Below are 17878 nucleotides of genomic sequence, written 5' to 3'. Positions count from 1 at the left end.
GCCTGGGACGGCGTGTCCCGACCGACACGCCGTCACGCCGGAAACAGCCCGGGATTCTTTCGCGGATCCCTTGCGCCGCACCCGATCCCGGGGTTACAACTGTTCTTACCGATCCGCTTCGGCGGAACGGTTTCTGACCCACTCCGGTGGGACAGAACAGAAGGCCCGGGAACTCATACTTCCCGGGCCTTCACCTCTCTCAGGACGCCTCCGGCAGCGCTCCGGCGCGCCCTCAGGACCTCGGCCCCGCGGATCTCACACCCGCGGGGCTGATCTGCGTCCGAGGCCGTGCCCGGCCGCGCAGCCTCCCTGGAGTCGCGCCGCCGGGGCGTGTCGGATTTCCCCTGCCACGGGCGACACGGTTCAATGGATTCGGCCCTGCGGTGTGTGAGACCGCAGGGCCGCTCACGTCTCCGGACGCCCGCGCCCTAGGATCGACAACCATGACGGAGCAGGGGAGCGCGCCTGAGGCGCCTGAGGCGCCCGAGCCACCCGAGCCGGCAGCTGGCTTCGCCCGCGTCGAGGACGGCTTCGAGCGCCTGTGGACCCCGCACCGGATGGCCTACATCCTCAGCGACAAGCCCACGGACGAGGCCGGCAACGGCTGCCCGTTCTGCGCGGCCCCTGGCAAGGACGACGCCGAGGGCCTCGTCGTGCACCGCGGCGAGCACTGCTACGTCGTCATGAACCTCTTCCCGTACAACCCGGGCCACCTGCTCGTCTGCCCGTACCGGCACGTCTCGCTCTACGTCGACCTCACCGACGAGGAGACCGCCGAGTTCACGGCCCTGACCAAGCAGGCGGTCCGCGCCCTCGAGGCGTCGTCGGCCCCGCACGGGTTCAACCTCGGGATGAACCAGGGCGCCGTCGCCGGCGCGGGGGTGGCCGCCCACCTGCACCAGCACGTCGTGCCGCGCTGGAGCGGCGACTCCAACTTCCTGCCCATCGTCGCCCAGACCAAGGCGCTGCCGGTCCTGCTCGAGGAGACGCGCTCGCGGCTCGTCGCCGCATGGCCCGAGCGCTGAGCCCCGGTCGTTACGCTGTCACCACCATGCTCAACAGACTCCTGCGCGCGTCGCTGACCAAGGTCCTCGGTCCGATCGCCCACCTCTTCCTCCGGCTCGGCATCAGCCCGGACGTCGTCACGATCGTCGGCACCGTCGGCGTCTGTGTCGGAGCCCTCGCCTTCTTCCCGCGCGGACAGATCTGGGTCGGCGTCCTCGTCATCACCGCCTTCGTCTTCTCCGACAACGTCGACGGCATCATGGCGCGCGAGTCCGGACGCTCGAGCAAGTGGGGCGCCTACCTCGACTCGACCCTCGACCGGATCGGCGACGCCGCGATCTTCGGCGGGCTCGTGCTCTACTACGCCGGCCGCGGCAACAACCAGCTCATGGCCGGACTGGCCCTGGCCTGCCTCATCCTCGGCAGCGTCGTGTCCTACGCCAAGGCCCGGGCCGAGGGCCTCGGCTACACGGCCGACGTCGGTATCGCCGAGCGCGCCGACCGGCTCGTCGCCGTCCTCGTCGCCGCGTTCTTCGCCGACCTCTTCGACTCGACGCTCCTGCTCGGTGTGGTCCTCGGCCTGCTCGCGGTCGCGAGCTTCGTCACCGTCCTGCAGCGGATGCTGACGGTCCGGCGCCAGGCGCTCGAGGCGGGGGAGGCCCGCAGTTGAGCGGGGTCGTCGGCCGGGCCACGGACACGCTGAGCGTCCTCGGCTTCCGGCTCGGGTGGTCCGCGGTCCGCGCCCTGCCCGAGCGCGCCGCCTACGGCCTCTTCGACCGGGTGGCCGACCTAGCGGTGCGCCGCGGCGGGTCGGGCATCGAGCGGCTGCGCGCCAACTACCGCAGGGTGCGTCCCGAGCTGTCCGAGGCCGAGCTCGACGACCTCGTGCGCGCCGGCATGCGGTCCTACATGCGCTACTACTGCGAGGCTTTCCGGCTGCCGTCGCTGCGTCGGGAGCAGGTGGACGGTGCCGTCGAGGCCCGCGGTCAGCAGGAGGTCGCCGAGCGCTCCGCCCGCGGTGAGGCAGCCGTGGTCTTCGTCGGGCACCTCGGCAACTTCGACCTCGCCGCCGCGTGGTCGGCCGGCAACCTCATGCCCGTGACGACCGTCGCCGAGCGCCTGAAGCCGGAGGAGGTGTACCAGGAGTTCGTCGCCTTCCGGCGCAGCATCGACATGGACATCATTCCGCTGACGGGCGGGGACGACCCGTTCCAGGGACTGCTCGCCGCGGCCCGCGGCGGCGGCCGCATCATCGCCCTCGCCGCCGACCGCGACCTCACGAACGGCGGCGTCGAGGTCGACCTGCTCGGACACCGAGCCCGGATGGCCAAGGGCCCCGCCGTGCTCTCGCTCATGACCGGCGCACCGCTCTACGCCGCCCGCATCTGGTACGAGCCGGCGCCCGAGGGCCAGGGCCTCGGCGGGTACCGCACCGTCATCGAGTTCAGCCCGCGGTTCGAGCCACGCGTCACCGGCACGACCGCCGTCCGGGCCGCCGACCTCATCCAGCAGTGCGCCGACCACCTCGCCGTCACGATCCGCGAGCACACGTCGAGCTGGCACATGCTCCAGCGCGTCTTCGTCGACGACCTCGACCCGGCCCGCACGCCGGCGCCCTCGGCCTCCGCCACCGCTCCCACCCCCAGCACCGACGCCGGGGCGACGCCGTGAAGGTCGGCATCGTCTGCCCGTACTCCTTCGACCTGCCGGGCGGCGTCCAGTTCCACGTCCGCGACCTCGCCGAGCACCTCATCGGCCTCGGCCACGAGGTGTCGGTGCTCGCGCCCGCCGACAGCGAGACCGCGCTGCCCGACTACGTCACGTCGGCGGGCCGGGCCACGGCGGTGCGCTACAACGGCTCCGTCGCGCGCCTCAACTTCGGCCCCGTCACGGCGGCCAAGGTCGGGCGCTGGCTCGAGCAGGGCGAGTTCGACGTGCTGCACCTGCACGAGCCCGTCACCCCGAGCATCAGCGTGCTCGCGCTCATGGCCGCCGAGGGCCCCATCGTCGCGACCTTCCACACCTCGATGGTGCGGTCCCGCACGATGCAGACCGCGTACCCGATCGTGCGTCCGAGCCTGGAGAAGATCGCCGGGCGCATCGCCGTGAGCGAGGACGCTCGCCGCACCGTCACGACGCACGTCGGCGGCGACGCGGTCGTCATCCCCAACGGCGTCTACGTCGACCGGTTCGCCGCGGCCCCGCGCCGCAGCGCCTGGATCGGCACGCCGGCCGCGCCGACGATCGCCTTCCTCGGCCGGATGGGCGAGCCGCGCAAGGGTCTGCCGGTCCTCGCAGCGGCGCTGCCCGAGGTGCTGCGTGCCGTGCCCGGGCTGCGCGTCCTCGTCGCCGGGCCGGGAGACCCCGAGGAGGTCACGGAGGGCTGGCCGCCCGAGGTCGCCGCCGCGTGCGAGCTCCTCGGCGCCGTCTCCGACGAGGACAAGGCCTCGCTGCTCGCGTCCGTCGACGTCTACGTCGCCCCCAACACCGGCGGCGAGAGCTTCGGCATCATCCTCATCGAGGCGATGTCGGCCGGCGCCTGCGTCCTCGCCAGCGACCTCGGCGCCTTCTCCCGGGTGCTCGACGGCGGTGAGGCCGGGGCCATGTTCACCAACGAGGACCCGGCCGACCTCGCGCGCGTGCTCGTCGAGCTGATCCGCGACCCGGCGCGGCGTCGCGGCCTCGCCGAGGCCGGAGCCCGGCGGGCCCGCATCTTCGACTGGTCCGTCGTGGCCGACCGCATCCTGGCCGTCTACGAGACCGTCATCGAGGGACGGGCGGCCGCCAGCTTCGAACCGCCGGCCCGGTGGAGCCGCTTCCTGCCCGGTGGGAGGACCCGGTGAGTGAGCTGCTGACGTGGGTCTTCGCCGTCCTGTTCGTCCTCGTCGTCATCGCCTGGTACCTGTCGTACACGGCCGCGCGGCTCGACCGGCTGCACGTGCGCCTCAGCGGCACCCTCGCCGCCCTCGATGCCCGCCTCGTGCGTCGGGCCGAGGCCGCCGTCGAGCTGGCCAACAGCGGGCTGCTCGACGGCGCCACGGCGCTCATCGTGGCCAACGCGGCCGCCGACTCGCTCGAGGCCCCGTCGGAGCACGGGGAGGAGCGCGAGCAGGCCGAGAGCGACCTCACCGAGGCCCTCGACGTCGCGCTGCCGGCCGAGCTCGTCGCCGACCTGCGCGAGGACCCCGTCGGTCGTGACGTCATCGGACGCGTCACGTCGGCGTGCACGCGCGTCCAGCTGGCTCGGCGCTTCCACAACGACGCCGTCACCGACGTCCGGCGCGTGCGCCGCACGTGGACGGTCCGCGTCTTCCACCTGGCCGGGTACACCCCGATGCCCCACACCATCGAGTTCGACGACGAGGTCTCCGCGCTCGTCACCGAATGAGACGGCCGCGCCCGGACCCGGTCAGGAGCACCGCGCCGCGGGCCCTACCCTTGGAGTCGAGGGGCTCGTGACCTCCCACGGGCCACCCCCGACACAGCGAAGGCAGGACATCGTGAGCACGACCCAGACGCCCGGCGGCGCGGCCGCGGCCGACCGGCACGCCGGCACGAGCACCGGGACCACCCGCGTCAAGCGCGGCATGGCCGAGATGCTCAAGGGCGGCGTCATCATGGACGTCGTCACGGCTGAGCAGGCCAAGATCGCCGAGGACGCCGGCGCCGTCGCCGTCATGGCGCTCGAGCGGGTCCCTGCCGACATCCGCGCCCAGGGCGGCGTCTCGCGCATGAGCGACCCCGACATGATCGACGGCATCATCGAGGCCGTCTCGATCCCCGTCATGGCCAAGGCGCGCATCGGCCACTTCGTCGAGGCGCAGGTGCTGCAGAGCCTCGGTGTCGACTACATCGACGAGTCGGAGGTCCTCACGCCGGCCGACTACGCCAACCACATCGACAAGTGGCAGTTCACGGTGCCCTTCGTCTGCGGTGCGACCAACCTCGGCGAGGCCCTGCGCCGCATCACCGAGGGCGCGGCGATGATCCGATCCAAGGGCGAGGCCGGCACCGGCGACGTCTCCAACGCGACGACGCACATGCGCCAGATCCGCCAGGAGATCCGCCGCCTGCAGGGCCTGCCGGAGGACGAGCTCTACGTCGCGGCCAAGGAGCTGCAGGCCCCGTACGAGCTCGTCAAGGAGATCGCCGAGACCGGCAAGCTGCCCGTCGTGCTCTTCACTGCGGGCGGCATCGCCACCCCGGCCGACGCCGCGATGATGATGCAGCTCGGCGCCGAGGGTGTCTTCGTCGGCTCGGGCATCTTCAAGTCGGGCAACCCGGCCCAGCGCGCCGAGGCCATCGTCAAGGCCACGACCTTCCACGACGACCCCGACGTGATCGCCAAGGTCTCGCGCGGCCTCGGCGAGGCCATGGTCGGCATCAACGTCGACGAGATCGCCCAGCCGCACCGCCTCTCCGAGCGCGGCTGGTGACGGTGGGGCCGACCTACGCGCTGCTCACCCGGGCGTCGACCTCGGAGCTGGCCTCGGCACTGCCGGTGCCGGCTCGCGTCGGGACGCTCGACGGGTGGAGCGTCGCCGGGATCGACCCCGACCTCGTCACCGACCGCTGGCCCGACGAGACGCCCGACCGGACGAGCGCACGGCTCGGCTCCCCGGTCGTCGCGGTGTTCGAGAACGCCCAGATCGCGGGCCTCGCGGCCAGCGCGGAGGGCGACTCCGAACCGCGGATGTTCAGCGAGGGATGGCTGCCCCCGCGCGGCCTCATGGGCCGGCTCTGGGTGCGCGGTTGGCGGTCGAGCGCGAACGACTTCGCGCGTCGGGCCGGGCTGCCCGATCGTGGGGCGGCGCTCGGCGAGGTGCGCCAGCCCGCGCCCGACGGGTCGTCCCTACCGATCTCGACGCTGTTCGTCTCGGCGGTCGACGCGCTCGGCCTGCCTGCGAGCGTCCGCGGCACGTCGCTGTTCTCGGCCGACCACCTGGACGACGTCATCGACGTCGACCCCGGGCGCCATTCCTGACGTGACCGACCAGGTCGCCGCCGTGCCCTCCTGGGCGCGGCGGCGACCTGCGTCCTCCCGCCCTGCCTGACAGGATCGGGGCGTGCCAGCCACCGGGACCGAGCTCTCACGTGCCTACTGGACCGACGTCGTCGAGCCGATCGTGCGGAGGGAGTGGCCCGGGCTGCGCTGTGCGGCAGGCCGGCTCGGCAGCGGCTCTGACGTGCTCGGGCTCGACGACGGGATGTCGCGCGACCACGACTGGGGCCTGCGGCTCAACCTCCTCGTGCCGCACGAGCTCGTCGAGGGCGTCGACGCGTACCTCGCGGCCGCGCTGCCTGACGCCGTCGGTGGCCTGCCCACGCGGTTCGCCACGACCTGGGACCCGACGGTTCGCCATCGCGTGCAGGTGCAGACGGCGCGCGACCTCGCGCTCTCGCGCCTCGGCGTCGACCCGACCGAGCCGCTGGGCGTCGGCGACTGGCTCGCCCTCACCGGACAGGCCGTCCTCGAGGTGACCGCCGGCGAGGTCTTCGTCGACGACGTCGGCGAGCTCGCGGCGATCCGCCGGACCCTCGCCTGGTATCCGGACGACGTCTGGCGGTACGTCGTCGCAACCGACTGGGCCCGGCTGGCGCAGGAGCTGCCGTTCGTCGGACGCACGGGGGAGCGGGGCGACGACGTCGGCTCGCGCGTCGTGGCCGTGCGCCTCACTCACGTCGCCCTGCACCTGGCCCACCTCGTCGAACGCCGCTGGCCGCCGTACGCCAAGTGGCTGGGCACGAGTGCGGCGCACCTGCCGCGCACGGGCGGCGTCGTCGCGCCCCTGGGGCGCGCGCTCGGGGCCGGCGGGTGGCGCGAGCGAGAGCACGCAATCGTCGAGGCGCTGCGTCTGCTGGGGCGCGAGCAGGAGCAGGCCGGGCTGCCGGCCGTGGACGACCCGGTCGAGCCGTTCTGGGACCGCCCCTACCGCGGCGTGCGCGAGGCCGTGGTGGTCTCGCTCGAGGACGCGGTCACCGACCCTGCCGTGCGCGCCCTGCCTCGTGGCGTCGGTTCGGTCGAGCAGTGGAGCACCAACGTCGACGTGCTCGTGGACCCATCACGGCGTCGCCCGCCGTCGTGACCGCGGGCTGTGTGCGGTTGATGTCGCCGGCTCCGGCAAGCTGGCCCCAATGCGGAACGAGACGGGTCACATCCGACAAGCGACGCGGATCGCCTTGGGGCACAGAACGATTCAAAACCGGCAGTCCCGCTCTTTGGCGGACTGGCGGCGTTGCCAGTGCCTACATTCGACTGGTCAGGGGAATCGTCGAGGAGGCCAAATGTTGCGCAAGCTGACCACCGCCGTGGCTGTCGCCGCCGCGGCACTCTTAGGGGTGGCCGCATCAGCCTCGGGGGCACCGGGAGGGAATCTTTCCGGGGCGATCTTCACCACCGACGTCACGGGGGCACCGGTGAACCTCAACCACTACCAGAACAAGCAGGACGTCTACCTCAACGGTGGGCCCGGCATCAACGCCCCCGTCGGAGCCGCAGGGCTTCCGGCGGGCACGTACTCGTTCCAGGTGACCAACCCGAACGGCAAGGTCCTGCTCTCACAGGACGACGTGAGCTGCCGGCAGTTCACCGTCGACGCCACCGGTCGGATCGCGACCGTCTTCGCAGGTCCGCCGTGCACCACGGGGGCCCACCAGACGAGCACCGACCAGGAGGACCTCGGGACCACGGTGCAGCTGTTCCCGTTCGCCGACACGCCGAACAAGGGCGGGGTCTACAAGGTGTGGGTCACCCGGACCGCGGACCTCAACTGCAAGGCGTCCGGCAACAAGAACTGCTTCGTGCCGGGGGACAGCAAGACGGACAACTTCAAGGTGAAGGCCAACGCGATCGTCGAGCTCGACACCCGCTTCTGGAAGTCCGGCTCGGCCACGCCGCTGCTCGGCATGGCTGCCGGGTGGGTCGACACCAACGGTGCGACCAACGTCAAGTACTCCGAGTACAACCCCGCGGTCCTCGCGTACGACGAGGCACACGTGGAGGCGGTCGAGGAGGGCACTCACACGGTGACCGTGTCGAACCAGTCCGGCTGCACCATCGACCACGTGGTCGGTTCGCGTGGCGAGACGTACAAGAACGGCTCGGGCAAGTACTCGGTGTCGGTCTCCGTCGCTCCATGGAACGACGGCGACGACATCACGTACCGCGTGGAGGTGTACTGCAAGTAGAGGGCCGGACCAGCGTCCGGACCTGAGGTGACGGTGGGCTCGCCCACCGTCACCTCACCGCACGGTCGCGGTGCCGGCACACCGGCGCTCAGGTGACGGCGCCGCGCTCGGCGAACTCGGGACGCTCGAACTCGCGTCCCTCGAGCACGTCGCGGACGTGCTCGGCCGCGCGGACCGCATCGACGTGCGTCACGTAGAGCGGGGCGAAGCCGAGGCGCACGATGTCGGGCTCGCGGAAGTCGCCGATGACGCCCCGGGCGATGAGGGCCTGGACCACGGCGAAGGCCTGCGGGTGGCGCAGCGACACCTGCGAGCCGCGTCGGGCCGGCTCGCGCGGCGTCGCGAGGGGCAGGTCGACGCCGAGCGCCCCGAGCGCGTCGAGGAACGTGTCCGTCACCGACAGCGACGCCGCGCGCACGTCGGCGGGGGACAGGCCGTCGTAGGCGGTGAGGGCGGCCTCGAGGGCGAGCACCGACAGCAGCGGCGGTGTGCCGGTGCGGGCCCGCGTGATGCCGGCGTGCGGCTCGTAGTCCGGGCTCATGTCGAAGGGTCGGGCGTGCCCGTTCCACCCGGCGAGCGGCTGGTCGAAGCCGTCCTGGTGGCGGGCGGCGACGTAGATGAACGCCGGGGCGCCCGGACCGCCGTTGAGGTACTTGTAGCCGCAGCCGACGGCGAGGTCGACGCCGTTCGCGTCGAGGTCGACCTCGACGACGCCGGCGGAGTGGCACAGGTCCCAGCAGGCGAGCGCGCCGACCTCGTGCGCCGCGTCGGTCACCGGCCGCAGGTCCCACAGCTCGCCGGTGCGGTAGTCGACGCTCGAGTACGACACGAGGGCGAGCGCGTCGCCCGCCTCGCGGACGGCCGCCACTGCGTCACGCGGGCTGACGCGCCGGACCTCGAGACCGGCGAGGCGCGCGGCGGCCTCGGTCATGTAGAGGTCGGTCGGGAAGGAGTCGGGGTCGGTGAGCACGACCGTGCGCCCCGGGCGCAGGCGGGCCGCACCGACGACCGCCTTGAACAGGTTGACCGACGTCGAGTCGGTGACGACGACCTGGCCCGGCGCGGCCCCGACGATCCGGCCCACTGCGTCACCGACGCGGGTCTGCGCGCCCCACCAGTCGGCCTCGTTCCACGACCGGATGAGCCGCTGGCCCCACTGGTGGCGCACGACGTCGTCGAGGACCGGGCCCACGGCACGCGGCAGGGCGCCGAGCGAGTTGCCGTCGAGGTAGATGACGTCCTCGGGCAGCTCGAAGAGGTCGCGCGTACCGGCCAGGGGCGAGTCGGCGTCCGCAACCTCGGCGGCGGACAGCAGGGTGTCGAGGGCGCTGACGGTCATGGCCGCAACGTATCCCGGGCGCAGGCCTCGACGTCAGGGCCTCGGGCCCACGGAGTGTCTCGGGTGCGGGACACCCCGCGGGCGGGGCCCGGTGTCCGCGAGGTGGCGGGCGCGTCATACCCTCGCCTCCATGGCAGCACCCCGCATCGGCGTCCTCGCCGTCCAGGGCGATGTGCGCGAGCACGCCACCGCCCTCTCCGACCTCGGCGCCGACGTCACGCTCGTCCGGCGCCCGACGGAGGTCGAGCAGCTCGACGGGCTCGTCATCCCCGGCGGCGAGTCCACGACGATGGACAAGCTCGTCCGCGCGTTCGACCTGCAGGAGCCCCTTCGGCGGCGCATCGCCGAGGGCCTGCCCGTGTACGGGTCCTGCGCCGGCATGATCATGCTCGCCGACCGCATCGCCGACGGCCGCTCCGACCAGCAGACGCTCGGTGGCCTCGACGTCACCGTGCGCCGCAACGCCTTCGGCCGGCAGGTCGACTCCTTCGAGCAGGACATCGAGTTCGCCGGGCTCGAGGGCACCGTGCACGCCGTCTTCATCCGCGCGCCGTGGGTCGAGGAGGCCGGAGACGCCGTCGAGGTGCTCGCCCGTGTGAGCGACGGGCCCGCCGCCGGTAGGATCGTCGCGGTTCGGCAGGGGAACCTGATGGCGACGTCCTTCCACCCCGAGGTCGGGGGCGACCGCCGCATCCACGCCGAGTTCGTCAGCATCGTCACGCAGCACAGCCAGTAGACCGGAACGCGAGGGAACTGCATGAGCGGCCACTCCAAATGGGCCACCACGAAGCACCAGAAGGCTGCCAAGGACGCCAAGCGCGGCAAGCTCTTCGCCAAGCTCATCAAGAACATCGAGGTCGCGGCCCGTCAGGGCGGCGCTGACCCCGCGGGCAACCCGACGCTCTACGACGCCATCCAGAAGGCGAAGAAGACCTCGGTGCCCAACGACAACATCGACCGTGCCGTCAAGCGCGCGTCGGGCGCCGAGGCAGGCGCGGCCGACTGGCAGACGATCATGTACGAGGGCTACGCGCCCAACGGTGTCGCCGTCCTCATCGAGTGCCTCACCGACAACCGCAACCGCGCCGCCGCGGAGGTGCGCATCGCGCTGACGCGCAACGGCGGCCAGCTGGCCGACCCGGGCTCGGTGTCCTACGTCTTCAACCGCAAGGGCGTCGTGACGGTCCTCAAGGAGGCCGGCTCCGAGGACGACATCCTCGAGGTGGTGCTCGAGGCGGGCGCCGAGGAGGTCAACGACAACGGCGACACGTGGGAGATCATCTCCGAGGCCACCGACTTCGTCGCGGTCCGCGCGGCGCTCCAGGACGCCGGCATCGACTACGAGTCGGCCGAGGCGTCGTTCGTCCCGAACCTCCAGGTGCCGCTGGACCTCGACGGCGCGAAGAAGATGATCCGCGTCATCGAGGCCCTCGAGGACAGCGACGACGTGCAGAACGTGTTCGCCAACGGTGACATCCCCGACGACGTGCTGGCCCAGCTCGACGACGAGGAGTGAGCACGCCCGACCGCGGGTGAGGAGGCACGCCGGAGACCGGCGTGCCTCCTGCCCGTTGCGGGGGAGGGCAGTTAGCGTGTTCCCGAACACCTGTTCGGTTCGAGGCCGGTCCCGGTCCCGTCCACGTCCACCCACGAGGAGGTCCGGCGTGCGCGTCCTCGCGGTCGACCCCGGCCTGACCCGCTGCGGCGTCGGCGTCGTCGACGGCCTGCCCGGCCGGCGGCTCTCGCTCGTCGAGGTGGGGGTCATCCGCACGCCGGCGGGCGACCCGACGCCGCGCCGTCTCGTCGCCGTCGAGGACGAGATGCGCCTGTGGTTCGAGCGGCACCGGCCCGAGGCCGTCGCCATCGAGCGGGTCTTCGCCGACGCCAACGTCTCGACCGTCATGGGCACCGCGCAGGTCACCGGCATCGTCATGATGCTCGCCGAGCGGCGGGGTCTGCCGGTCGCGCTCCACACGCCCACCGAGGTCAAGGCTGCGGTCAGCGGCAACGGCCGGGCCGACAAGGCGCAGGTCACGACGATGGTCACCCGGCTCCTCGGCCTCGACACCCCGCCCAAGCCCGCCGACGCCGCAGACGCCCTCGCCCTCGCCATCTGCCACGTGTGGCGCGGCGGCACCCAGAACCGCCTCGAGCAGGCCCGCGACGAGCTGCTCGCGCGCACCCCGCGCCGGACGCGTCCGGCCCCCACCACCCGCACCGCCCAGCGGCCGTCGGCCGCCACCCCGTACGCCCGCACCCTCCCAGGAGCCCGCCCCCGATGATCGCGTCCCTGTCCGGCACCGTCCTCAAGGTCGGCCTCGACTCCCTCGTCGTCCGCGTCGGCGGCGTCGGGATGCTCGTGCACACGACCCCCGCCACGGCGGCCTCCGTCCGACACGGGCAGGAGGCCGAGCTCGCCACGACGCTCGTCGTCCGCGAGGACTCCCTGACGCTCTACGGGTTCGCCACCGACGACGAGAAGCTCGTCTTCGAGACCGTCCAGACCGTCTCCGGCGTCGGCCCGCGCCTCGCGCTCGCCCTCCTCGCCGTCCACTCGCCCGACGCCGTCCGCGTCGCCCTCGGCACCGGCGACCTCACCGCCCTGACCAAGGTGCCCGGCATCGGCCGCAAGGGCGCCGAACGGCTCGTCCTCGAGCTCAAGGACAAGATCGGGGCCCTGCCCGGCTCCGGCGCCGCCGCCGAGCCGGTCCCGCTCGACACCGGCGAGGCGTGGCGCGAGCAGGTCCGCGAGGCCCTCGTCGGGCTCGGGTGGACCGTGCGCCAGGCCGAGGACGCCCTCGACAAGGTGGCCCCGAAGGCCGCCGAGGGCGCCGGGGTGTCGGCTCTGCTGCGCGCGGCCCTCCAGGAGCTCGGCCGGTGAGCGGCACTCGGCCCGAGGCGGGCGCCGCCCCCGACCTGCCCGACCTGCCCGGCCTGCCCGACCTGCCCGACCTCGAGGTCTGGGAGGACGGCTCGTTCGATGCCACCTCGCGCATCGTCGACGCCCGCGTCCACGAGGACGGTCCCGGCGACGAGCGCCAGGTGGAGGCCGCGCTGCGGCCGCGACGCCTCGACGACTTCCCCGGGCAGGACCGCGTCCGCGAGCAGCTCGGGCTCGTCCTCACGGCCGCTCGCCGGCGCGGCACGCCGCCCGACCACGTGCTGCTGTCCGGTCCGCCGGGCCTCGGCAAGACGACCCTGGCGATGATCGTCGCGAGCGAGCTCGAGCAGCCGATCCGCATCACCTCCGGTCCGGCCATCCAGCACGCCGGCGACCTCGCCTCGGTGCTGTCCTCGCTCGCCGAGGGGGAGGTGCTCTTCCTCGACGAGATCCACCGGATGTCCCGGTCGGCCGAGGAGATGCTGTACCTGGCGATGGAGGACTTCCGCGTCGACGTCATCATCGGCAAGGGCCCCGGCGCCACCGCGATCCCGCTCGAGCTGCCGCCCTTCACCGTCGTCGGCGCCACCACTCGCGCCGGGCTGCTGCCCGCGCCGCTGCGCGACCGGTTCGGCTTCACCGGCCACCTCGACTTCTACGCCGCGGCCGACCTCGTGACGATCCTGCACCGGTCGGCTCGGCTGCTCGGGCTCGAGGCCGACGAGGACGGCATCCGCGAGATCTCGCTGCGCTCCCGCGGCACGCCACGCATCGCCAACCGGCTGCTGCGGCGCGTCCGCGACTGGGCCCAGGTGCACGGCGAGGACCGGGTCACCCACGCGGCGGCCCGGCGCGCCCTCGAGCTGTTCGACGTCGACGAGCGCGGCCTCGACCGCCTCGACCGAGCCGTCCTCGAGGCGCTGTGCCGACGCTTCGCCGGCGGTCCGGTGGGACTGTCGACGCTGGCGGTGGCCGTGGGGGAGGAGCCCGACACCGTCGAGACCGTCGCCGAGCCGTTCCTCGTGCGCGAGGGGTTCATGGTGCGCACGCCTCGTGGCCGCGCCGCGTCGCGTCTCGCCTGGGACCACCTCGGGCTGACGCCGCCCGCCGAGGCGCACGGCATCTGGACGGCGACGCTGCCGCTCGACGACGCCGGCGGCGGACGCTTCGAGGGCTGAGCCGACCGCTGCGCCGACACCTGTGCCCACGCCCGCGCCGACGCCTGCGGCAACCGGTGCCAAAACGTGACCGGGGGCCTGCGTGTGGCCGGTGTGACCGTTCTGACAAACTGCGGGCGCGCACGTAGACTCCTGCGGGCACCATCGCCGCTGCCGCGGCACCATCGGGTGCCTCCGGTCGTTGACGCCACAGCCGACACCACACGAGTGGGCTCGCTGTGCCCGGCGCCGACATCGGACGTAGACACGAAGGATTGAGCTGACATGAACTCCAACGGGTCCTTCTCGTTGCTGATCTTCCTCCTGCCGCTGCTGCTCATCGGCTGGCTGTTCTGGACCCAGAACAAGCGGATGAAGCAGATGCGGCAGTTCAGCTCCGCCCTGTCGGTCGGCGACGAGGTCGTCACCTCCTCGGGCATCTTCGGCACCGTGCGCCGGCTCGACGACTCGACGGCGTGGCTCGAGATCGCCGAGGGCGTCACCATCCGCGTCGACCGTCGCGCCGTAGCCATGAAGCAGGACGCGGCCACCGGTACGACCGGACAGGACTCGTTGCCGGGCGACGACGCCCCCGGCAGCACCCCGACGGGTCAGTGAGGCGTCCGTGGCTCGTACGTCCATCCGCAAGTCCGCGACCCGCACGCTCGTCGCGCTCGTCGTCATCATCCTCGGCCTCGGTGCACTGACCGCAGGCCTCGCCCAGTGGGGCGGCGGCTCCTGGGCCCCGCGCCTGGGCCTCGACCTCGAGGGCGGCACCGAGCTCGTCCTCAAGCCCGTCACGGTCGGCAACGCCGCCCCTGTCACGCAGGGCCAGATCGACCAGGCCGTCGACATCATCCGCCAGCGCATCGACGCCAACGGCGTCAGCGAGGCCGAGATCTCCACCCAGGGCGGCGACAACATCGTGGTGTCGATCCCGGGCAGCCCCACCAAGGAGCAGCTCGACGCGATCCGCAAGCCCTCGCAGCTGCGCTTCCGTGCCGTCTTCATCCAGAACGCCGACACCAGCGCCGCCCAGGTGAACCCGGGTGCGACGACCGGCTCGACGGGCTCCACCGGTTCGACGGGCACCCCGACGCCCACCGGCACCGCCACCACGCCGGCCACGACCCCCTCGACGTCGGCCACGGCCCAGAACGGCGCGGTCCCGCAGGCGCTGCGCGCCGCGACGACGGCTCCGACGCCGTCGGCGACGACGCCCGCCGGCGCCGCGACGACCCCGGCCCCCGCGGCCACGACGCCGGTGGCGCCCACCGCCGAGCAGACCGAGGCCGCCGTCAAGGCCCAGGTGAGCCAGGGCCTCGTCGGCCTCGGCTGGGACAAGGCCAAGGCCGACACCGCCGCCGCGAAGACGGCGAAGGACTTCGTCGCCCTCAGCTGCGCCAAGCCGGGTGCCGTCGACGCGATCGTCGACGACCCGACGCTGCCGCTCGCGACGTGCAGCGACGACCGCACGTCGAAGTTCGTCCTCGGCCCGGTCGAGATCGACGGCAGCCAGATCTCCGACGCCTCGAGTGGCTACCAGCCCGGCCCGAACGGCCAGCCCACCTCGATCGTCGAGGTCGTCCTGTCGTTCAACTCGGCCGGCGCGAAGAAGTTCGCCGAGGTCACCAAGCGCCTGTACGGGCTGCAGAGCCAGCCGCCGATGGACCAGTTCGCCGTCGTGCTCGACAAGTCGGTCATCACCGCCCCGCAGGCCCGCGCCGTCATCTCCGACGGGCGCGCCTCGATCACCGGCTCGTTCACCATCGACTCGGCCAAGGCCCTGGCCCAGCAGCTGAAGTTCGGTGCGCTCCCGCTGCAGTTCGCGCTGCAGACGAACGACACGATCACGCCCCAGCTCGGTGAGGAGCAGCTGCGCATCGGCCTGCTCGCCGGTCTCGTCGGCCTGATCCTCGTCGTCATCTACTCGCTCATCCAGTACCGGGCCCTCGGCTTCGTCACCGTGGCGTCGCTGCTCGTCGCCTCGGGCATCACCTACCTCGCGGTGACGATCCTCGGCACGACGCACGGGCTGCGCCTGACGATGGCCGGCGTCACCGGCCTCATCGTCGCGATCGGCGTGACGGCCGACTCGTTCATCGTCTACTTCGAGCGCATCCGTGACGAGGTCCGCGACGGCCGTCCGCTCGTGGCCGCTGTCGAGACCGGGTGGAAGCGCGCGCGGCGCACGATCATCGCGGCCGACACCGTCAACTTCATCGCGGCCATCGTGCTGTACGTCCTCGCCTCGGCCAACGTGCGCGGGTTCGCCTTCACGCTCGGCCTGACGACGATCATCGACCTGCTCGTCGTCATGGTCTTCACGCACCCGATGGTCCAGCTCCTCGCCCGCACGAACTTCTTCGGCGGTGGCCACAAGTGGTCCGGCCTCGACCCGAAGCGCCTCGGCGCCAAGGAGTCGCCGCGCTACCGCGGCCGCGGCCAGTTCGGACCGTCGCGCCCGGCCGCCCGTGCCGGGGCCGCGGCGGGCTCCGGCGCCGCCACCCGCACCGCCGAGGGGAAGGCCTGACCCATGATCAACTTCGCCCAGGTCGGCAACGACCTCTACACGGGTAAGCGCTCGATCGACTTCATCGGTCGCCAGAAGCTCTGGTACGCCTTCTCCGGCGTCCTCATCGCCCTGGCCCTCCTCGGCATCTTCGCCAAGGGCCTCAACTTCGGCATCGAGTTCAGCGGCGGCTCGGAGTTCCGGGTCCAGAGCGTCACGAACACCGAGGGCTACGAGGAGAAGGCCCAGACGGCCATCGCCGACGCCAAGATCAGCGGCAACGTCGTCACGACCGTCGTCGGGCAGAACACCGTCCGCGTGCAGACCGAGGCGGCCGACGACAAGACCGACGCGGCGCGGTCCGAGCTGGCCCAGCAGTTCGGCGTCCAGCCGAGCAACGTCAGCGCCTCGCTCATCGGCCCGAGCTGGGGTGAGACGGTGAGCCAGCAGGCGATCCGCGGCCTCATCGTCTTCCTCGTCCTCGTCACCCTCGTCATGGGGCTCTACTTCCGGACGTGGAAGATGGCCGTGTCGGGCCTCGTGGCGCTGCTGCACGACCTCGTCATCACCGTCGGCATCTACGCCCTCTTCGGGTTCGAGATCACGCCGTCGTCGATGATCGGCTTCCTGACCATCCTCGGCTACTCGCTCTACGACACCGTCGTCGTCTTCGACAAGGTGCGCGAGAACACGGCCGAGGCCTTCCGGACGCGTCGCACCACCTACTCCGCGGCCGCCAACCTGGCCGTCAACCAGACGCTGGTGCGCTCGATCAACACGACCGTCGTCGCCCTGCTGCCGATCGCCGCGATCCTCTTCGTCGGCTTCACGATGCTCGGCCCCGGCACGCTGCTCGACCTCGCCCTCGCGCTCTTCATCGGCATCTCGGTGGGCGCGTACTCCTCGATCTTCATCGCGACGCCGCTGCTCGTCGACCTGCGCCGGGGCGAGAAGGGCGTCAAGGACCTCGAGCGCTACGTCGCCAAGCACGGCACGAAGTCGCACGACGAGGTCGTCGGGGCGTTCGCCGACGGCGAGCCGGTCGCCGTGGGTGCCGACGCGTCCGTCGGGGCGCACGGGGATGCCCACGGGGACGGCCCCGCGTCGGCGCGTCCGGTCCACAAGTACGCCCAGGCCGGCCCGCGCAACCAGCCCAAGCGCGCCCCGAAGTCGCGTCGCTGACGAGACGGTCAGGCCGCCCTCGAGCGGCCTGACCGCCCGCCGACCACCCGTTCGAGCGCCGCAGGAGACGACGTGAGCAAGATCAGTGACCTCGTGGCGGCCCGCGTCCGCGACGTGCCCGACTTCCCCAAGCCGGGCATCGTCTTCAAGGACATCGCCCCGCTGCTGGCCGACGGCTCTGCCTTCCGGGCCCTCGTCGACGACATCACCGGCCGCTACGCCGGGCAGGTGGACGTCGTGGCCGGCATCGAGGCGCGGGGCTTCATCTTCGGCGCGCCGGTGGCCCTCGCCCTGGGCCTCGGCTTCGTGCCGATCCGCAAGGCGGGCAAGCTGCCCGGTGACACGATCGCCTCGGTGTACTCCCTCGAGTACGGCACCGCCGAGGTGGAGGTGCAGGCCGACGCGTTCGCCCCCGGGGCCCGGGTGCTGCTCATCGACGACGTGCTCGCCACGGGCGGCACGGCCGCCGCGGCCTGCGAGCTCATCGAGCGCTGCGGCGCGGAGGTCACCGGCCTCGAGTTCGTCATCGAGCTCGCCTTCCTCGACGGGCGAGATCGTCTCGCACATCGGCCCGTCGACGCCGTCCTCACAGTGTGATCCCGACACGGGGACCT

Annotated in this window: 19 protein-coding genes; 18 read left to right on the top strand and 1 reads right to left on the bottom strand. The window is 72.3% G+C overall.

The window, feature by feature from the left end; all coding sequences use genetic code 11:
- The first annotated feature begins 443 nt into the window (after positions 1-443).
- The 9 genes from RY076_RS12570 to RY076_RS12530 all read left to right on the top strand — a co-directional run bounded on the left by RY076_RS12570 (position 444) and on the right by RY076_RS12530 (position 8193).
- Positions 444-1025 (top strand): HIT family protein, encoded by a 582-nt coding sequence (locus tag RY076_RS12570; protein ID WP_323098502.1) that lies wholly within the window; start codon positions 444-446, stop codon positions 1023-1025.
- A 26-nt stretch (positions 1026-1051) separates the two neighbouring features.
- Positions 1052-1675, top strand: a complete 624-nt coding sequence (pgsA, locus tag RY076_RS12565) for a phosphatidylinositol phosphate synthase (protein WP_323098501.1) — start codon at positions 1052-1054, stop codon at positions 1673-1675.
- Entirely contained in the window at positions 1672-2676 is a 1005-nt protein-coding gene (locus tag RY076_RS12560; RefSeq protein WP_323098499.1) for a phosphatidylinositol mannoside acyltransferase, read from the top strand. Before pgsA ends, RY076_RS12560 begins: the two co-directional genes overlap by 4 nt.
- Positions 2673-3848 carry a glycosyltransferase family 4 protein gene (locus RY076_RS12555; protein WP_323098498.1) on the top strand — a complete coding sequence of 392 codons (1176 nt, stop codon included), beginning with the start codon at positions 2673-2675 and terminating at the stop codon, positions 3846-3848. Before RY076_RS12560 ends, RY076_RS12555 begins: the two co-directional genes overlap by 4 nt.
- The gene (locus tag RY076_RS12550; protein WP_323098496.1) at positions 3845-4393 is read left to right on the top strand and encodes a hypothetical protein; all 549 of its coding nucleotides are present in this window, start codon (positions 3845-3847) and stop codon (positions 4391-4393) included. Before RY076_RS12555 ends, RY076_RS12550 begins: the two co-directional genes overlap by 4 nt.
- Before the next feature lie 112 nt (positions 4394-4505).
- Positions 4506-5441, top strand: coding sequence for a pyridoxal 5'-phosphate synthase lyase subunit PdxS (gene pdxS, locus RY076_RS12545; protein ID WP_323098495.1), 936 nt, complete (start codon positions 4506-4508; stop codon positions 5439-5441).
- The gene (locus tag RY076_RS12540) at positions 5438-5989 is read left to right on the top strand and encodes a hypothetical protein (RefSeq protein WP_323098493.1); all 552 of its coding nucleotides are present in this window, start codon (positions 5438-5440) and stop codon (positions 5987-5989) included. Before pdxS ends, RY076_RS12540 begins: the two co-directional genes overlap by 4 nt.
- Before the next feature lie 82 nt (positions 5990-6071).
- Positions 6072-7091, top strand: a complete 1020-nt coding sequence (locus RY076_RS12535) for a DUF4037 domain-containing protein (RefSeq protein ID WP_323098490.1) — start codon at positions 6072-6074, stop codon at positions 7089-7091.
- Between the two features lie 199 nt (positions 7092-7290).
- On the top strand, positions 7291-8193 hold the full coding sequence (locus RY076_RS12530) for a hypothetical protein (protein ID WP_323098488.1): 903 nt from the start codon (positions 7291-7293) through the stop codon (positions 8191-8193).
- Positions 8194-8281: 88 nt separating this feature from the next.
- On the opposite strand, the gene kynU is transcribed toward RY076_RS12530, so the two are convergent.
- Positions 8282-9532: a kynureninase gene (gene kynU / locus RY076_RS12525; protein WP_323098485.1), complete on the bottom strand. Its 1251-nt coding sequence runs from the start codon at positions 9530-9532 to the stop codon at positions 8282-8284.
- Between the two features lie 130 nt (positions 9533-9662).
- On the opposite strand from kynU, the gene pdxT reads away from it, so the two are divergent.
- The 9 genes from pdxT to RY076_RS12480 all read left to right on the top strand — a co-directional run bounded on the left by pdxT (position 9663) and on the right by RY076_RS12480 (position 17861).
- Entirely contained in the window at positions 9663-10268 is a 606-nt protein-coding gene (pdxT, locus tag RY076_RS12520; protein ID WP_323098482.1) for a pyridoxal 5'-phosphate synthase glutaminase subunit PdxT, read from the top strand.
- Positions 10269-10289: 21 nt separating this feature from the next.
- Positions 10290-11048, top strand: coding sequence for a YebC/PmpR family DNA-binding transcriptional regulator (locus RY076_RS12515; protein WP_323098480.1), 759 nt, complete (start codon positions 10290-10292; stop codon positions 11046-11048).
- Positions 11049-11196: 148 nt separating this feature from the next.
- On the top strand, positions 11197-11814 hold the full coding sequence (gene ruvC, locus RY076_RS12510; protein WP_323098479.1) for a crossover junction endodeoxyribonuclease RuvC: 618 nt from the start codon (positions 11197-11199) through the stop codon (positions 11812-11814).
- Complete coding sequence (gene ruvA / locus RY076_RS12505) at positions 11811-12413, top strand: Holliday junction branch migration protein RuvA (protein WP_323098475.1); 603 nt, start codon at positions 11811-11813, stop codon at positions 12411-12413. Before ruvC ends, ruvA begins: the two co-directional genes overlap by 4 nt.
- A 53-nt stretch (positions 12414-12466) precedes the next feature.
- Positions 12467-13591 (top strand): Holliday junction branch migration DNA helicase RuvB, encoded by a 1125-nt coding sequence (ruvB, locus tag RY076_RS12500; RefSeq protein ID WP_323099216.1) that lies wholly within the window; start codon positions 12467-12469, stop codon positions 13589-13591.
- 264 nt (positions 13592-13855) lie between these two features.
- Complete coding sequence (yajC, locus tag RY076_RS12495; RefSeq protein WP_323098473.1) at positions 13856-14188, top strand: preprotein translocase subunit YajC; 333 nt, start codon at positions 13856-13858, stop codon at positions 14186-14188.
- A gap of 7 nt (positions 14189-14195) precedes the next feature.
- Positions 14196-16103, top strand: coding sequence for a protein translocase subunit SecD (gene secD, locus RY076_RS12490; RefSeq protein WP_323098471.1), 1908 nt, complete (start codon positions 14196-14198; stop codon positions 16101-16103).
- 3 nt (positions 16104-16106) lie between these two features.
- Positions 16107-17264 carry a protein translocase subunit SecF gene (secF, locus tag RY076_RS12485; RefSeq protein ID WP_323098469.1) on the top strand — a complete coding sequence of 386 codons (1158 nt, stop codon included), beginning with the start codon at positions 16107-16109 and terminating at the stop codon, positions 17262-17264.
- A gap of 72 nt (positions 17265-17336) precedes the next feature.
- Positions 17337-17861 (top strand): adenine phosphoribosyltransferase, encoded by a 525-nt coding sequence (locus tag RY076_RS12480; protein ID WP_323098466.1) that lies wholly within the window; start codon positions 17337-17339, stop codon positions 17859-17861.
- The last annotated feature ends 17 nt before the right edge of the window (positions 17862-17878 follow it).

The sequence above is a fragment of the Intrasporangium zincisolvens genome (assembly GCF_034724055.1).
Lineage (GTDB): Bacteria > Actinomycetota > Actinomycetes > Actinomycetales > Dermatophilaceae > Monashia > Monashia zincisolvens.
This window is presented reverse-complemented; position numbering and strand designations above follow the sequence as displayed.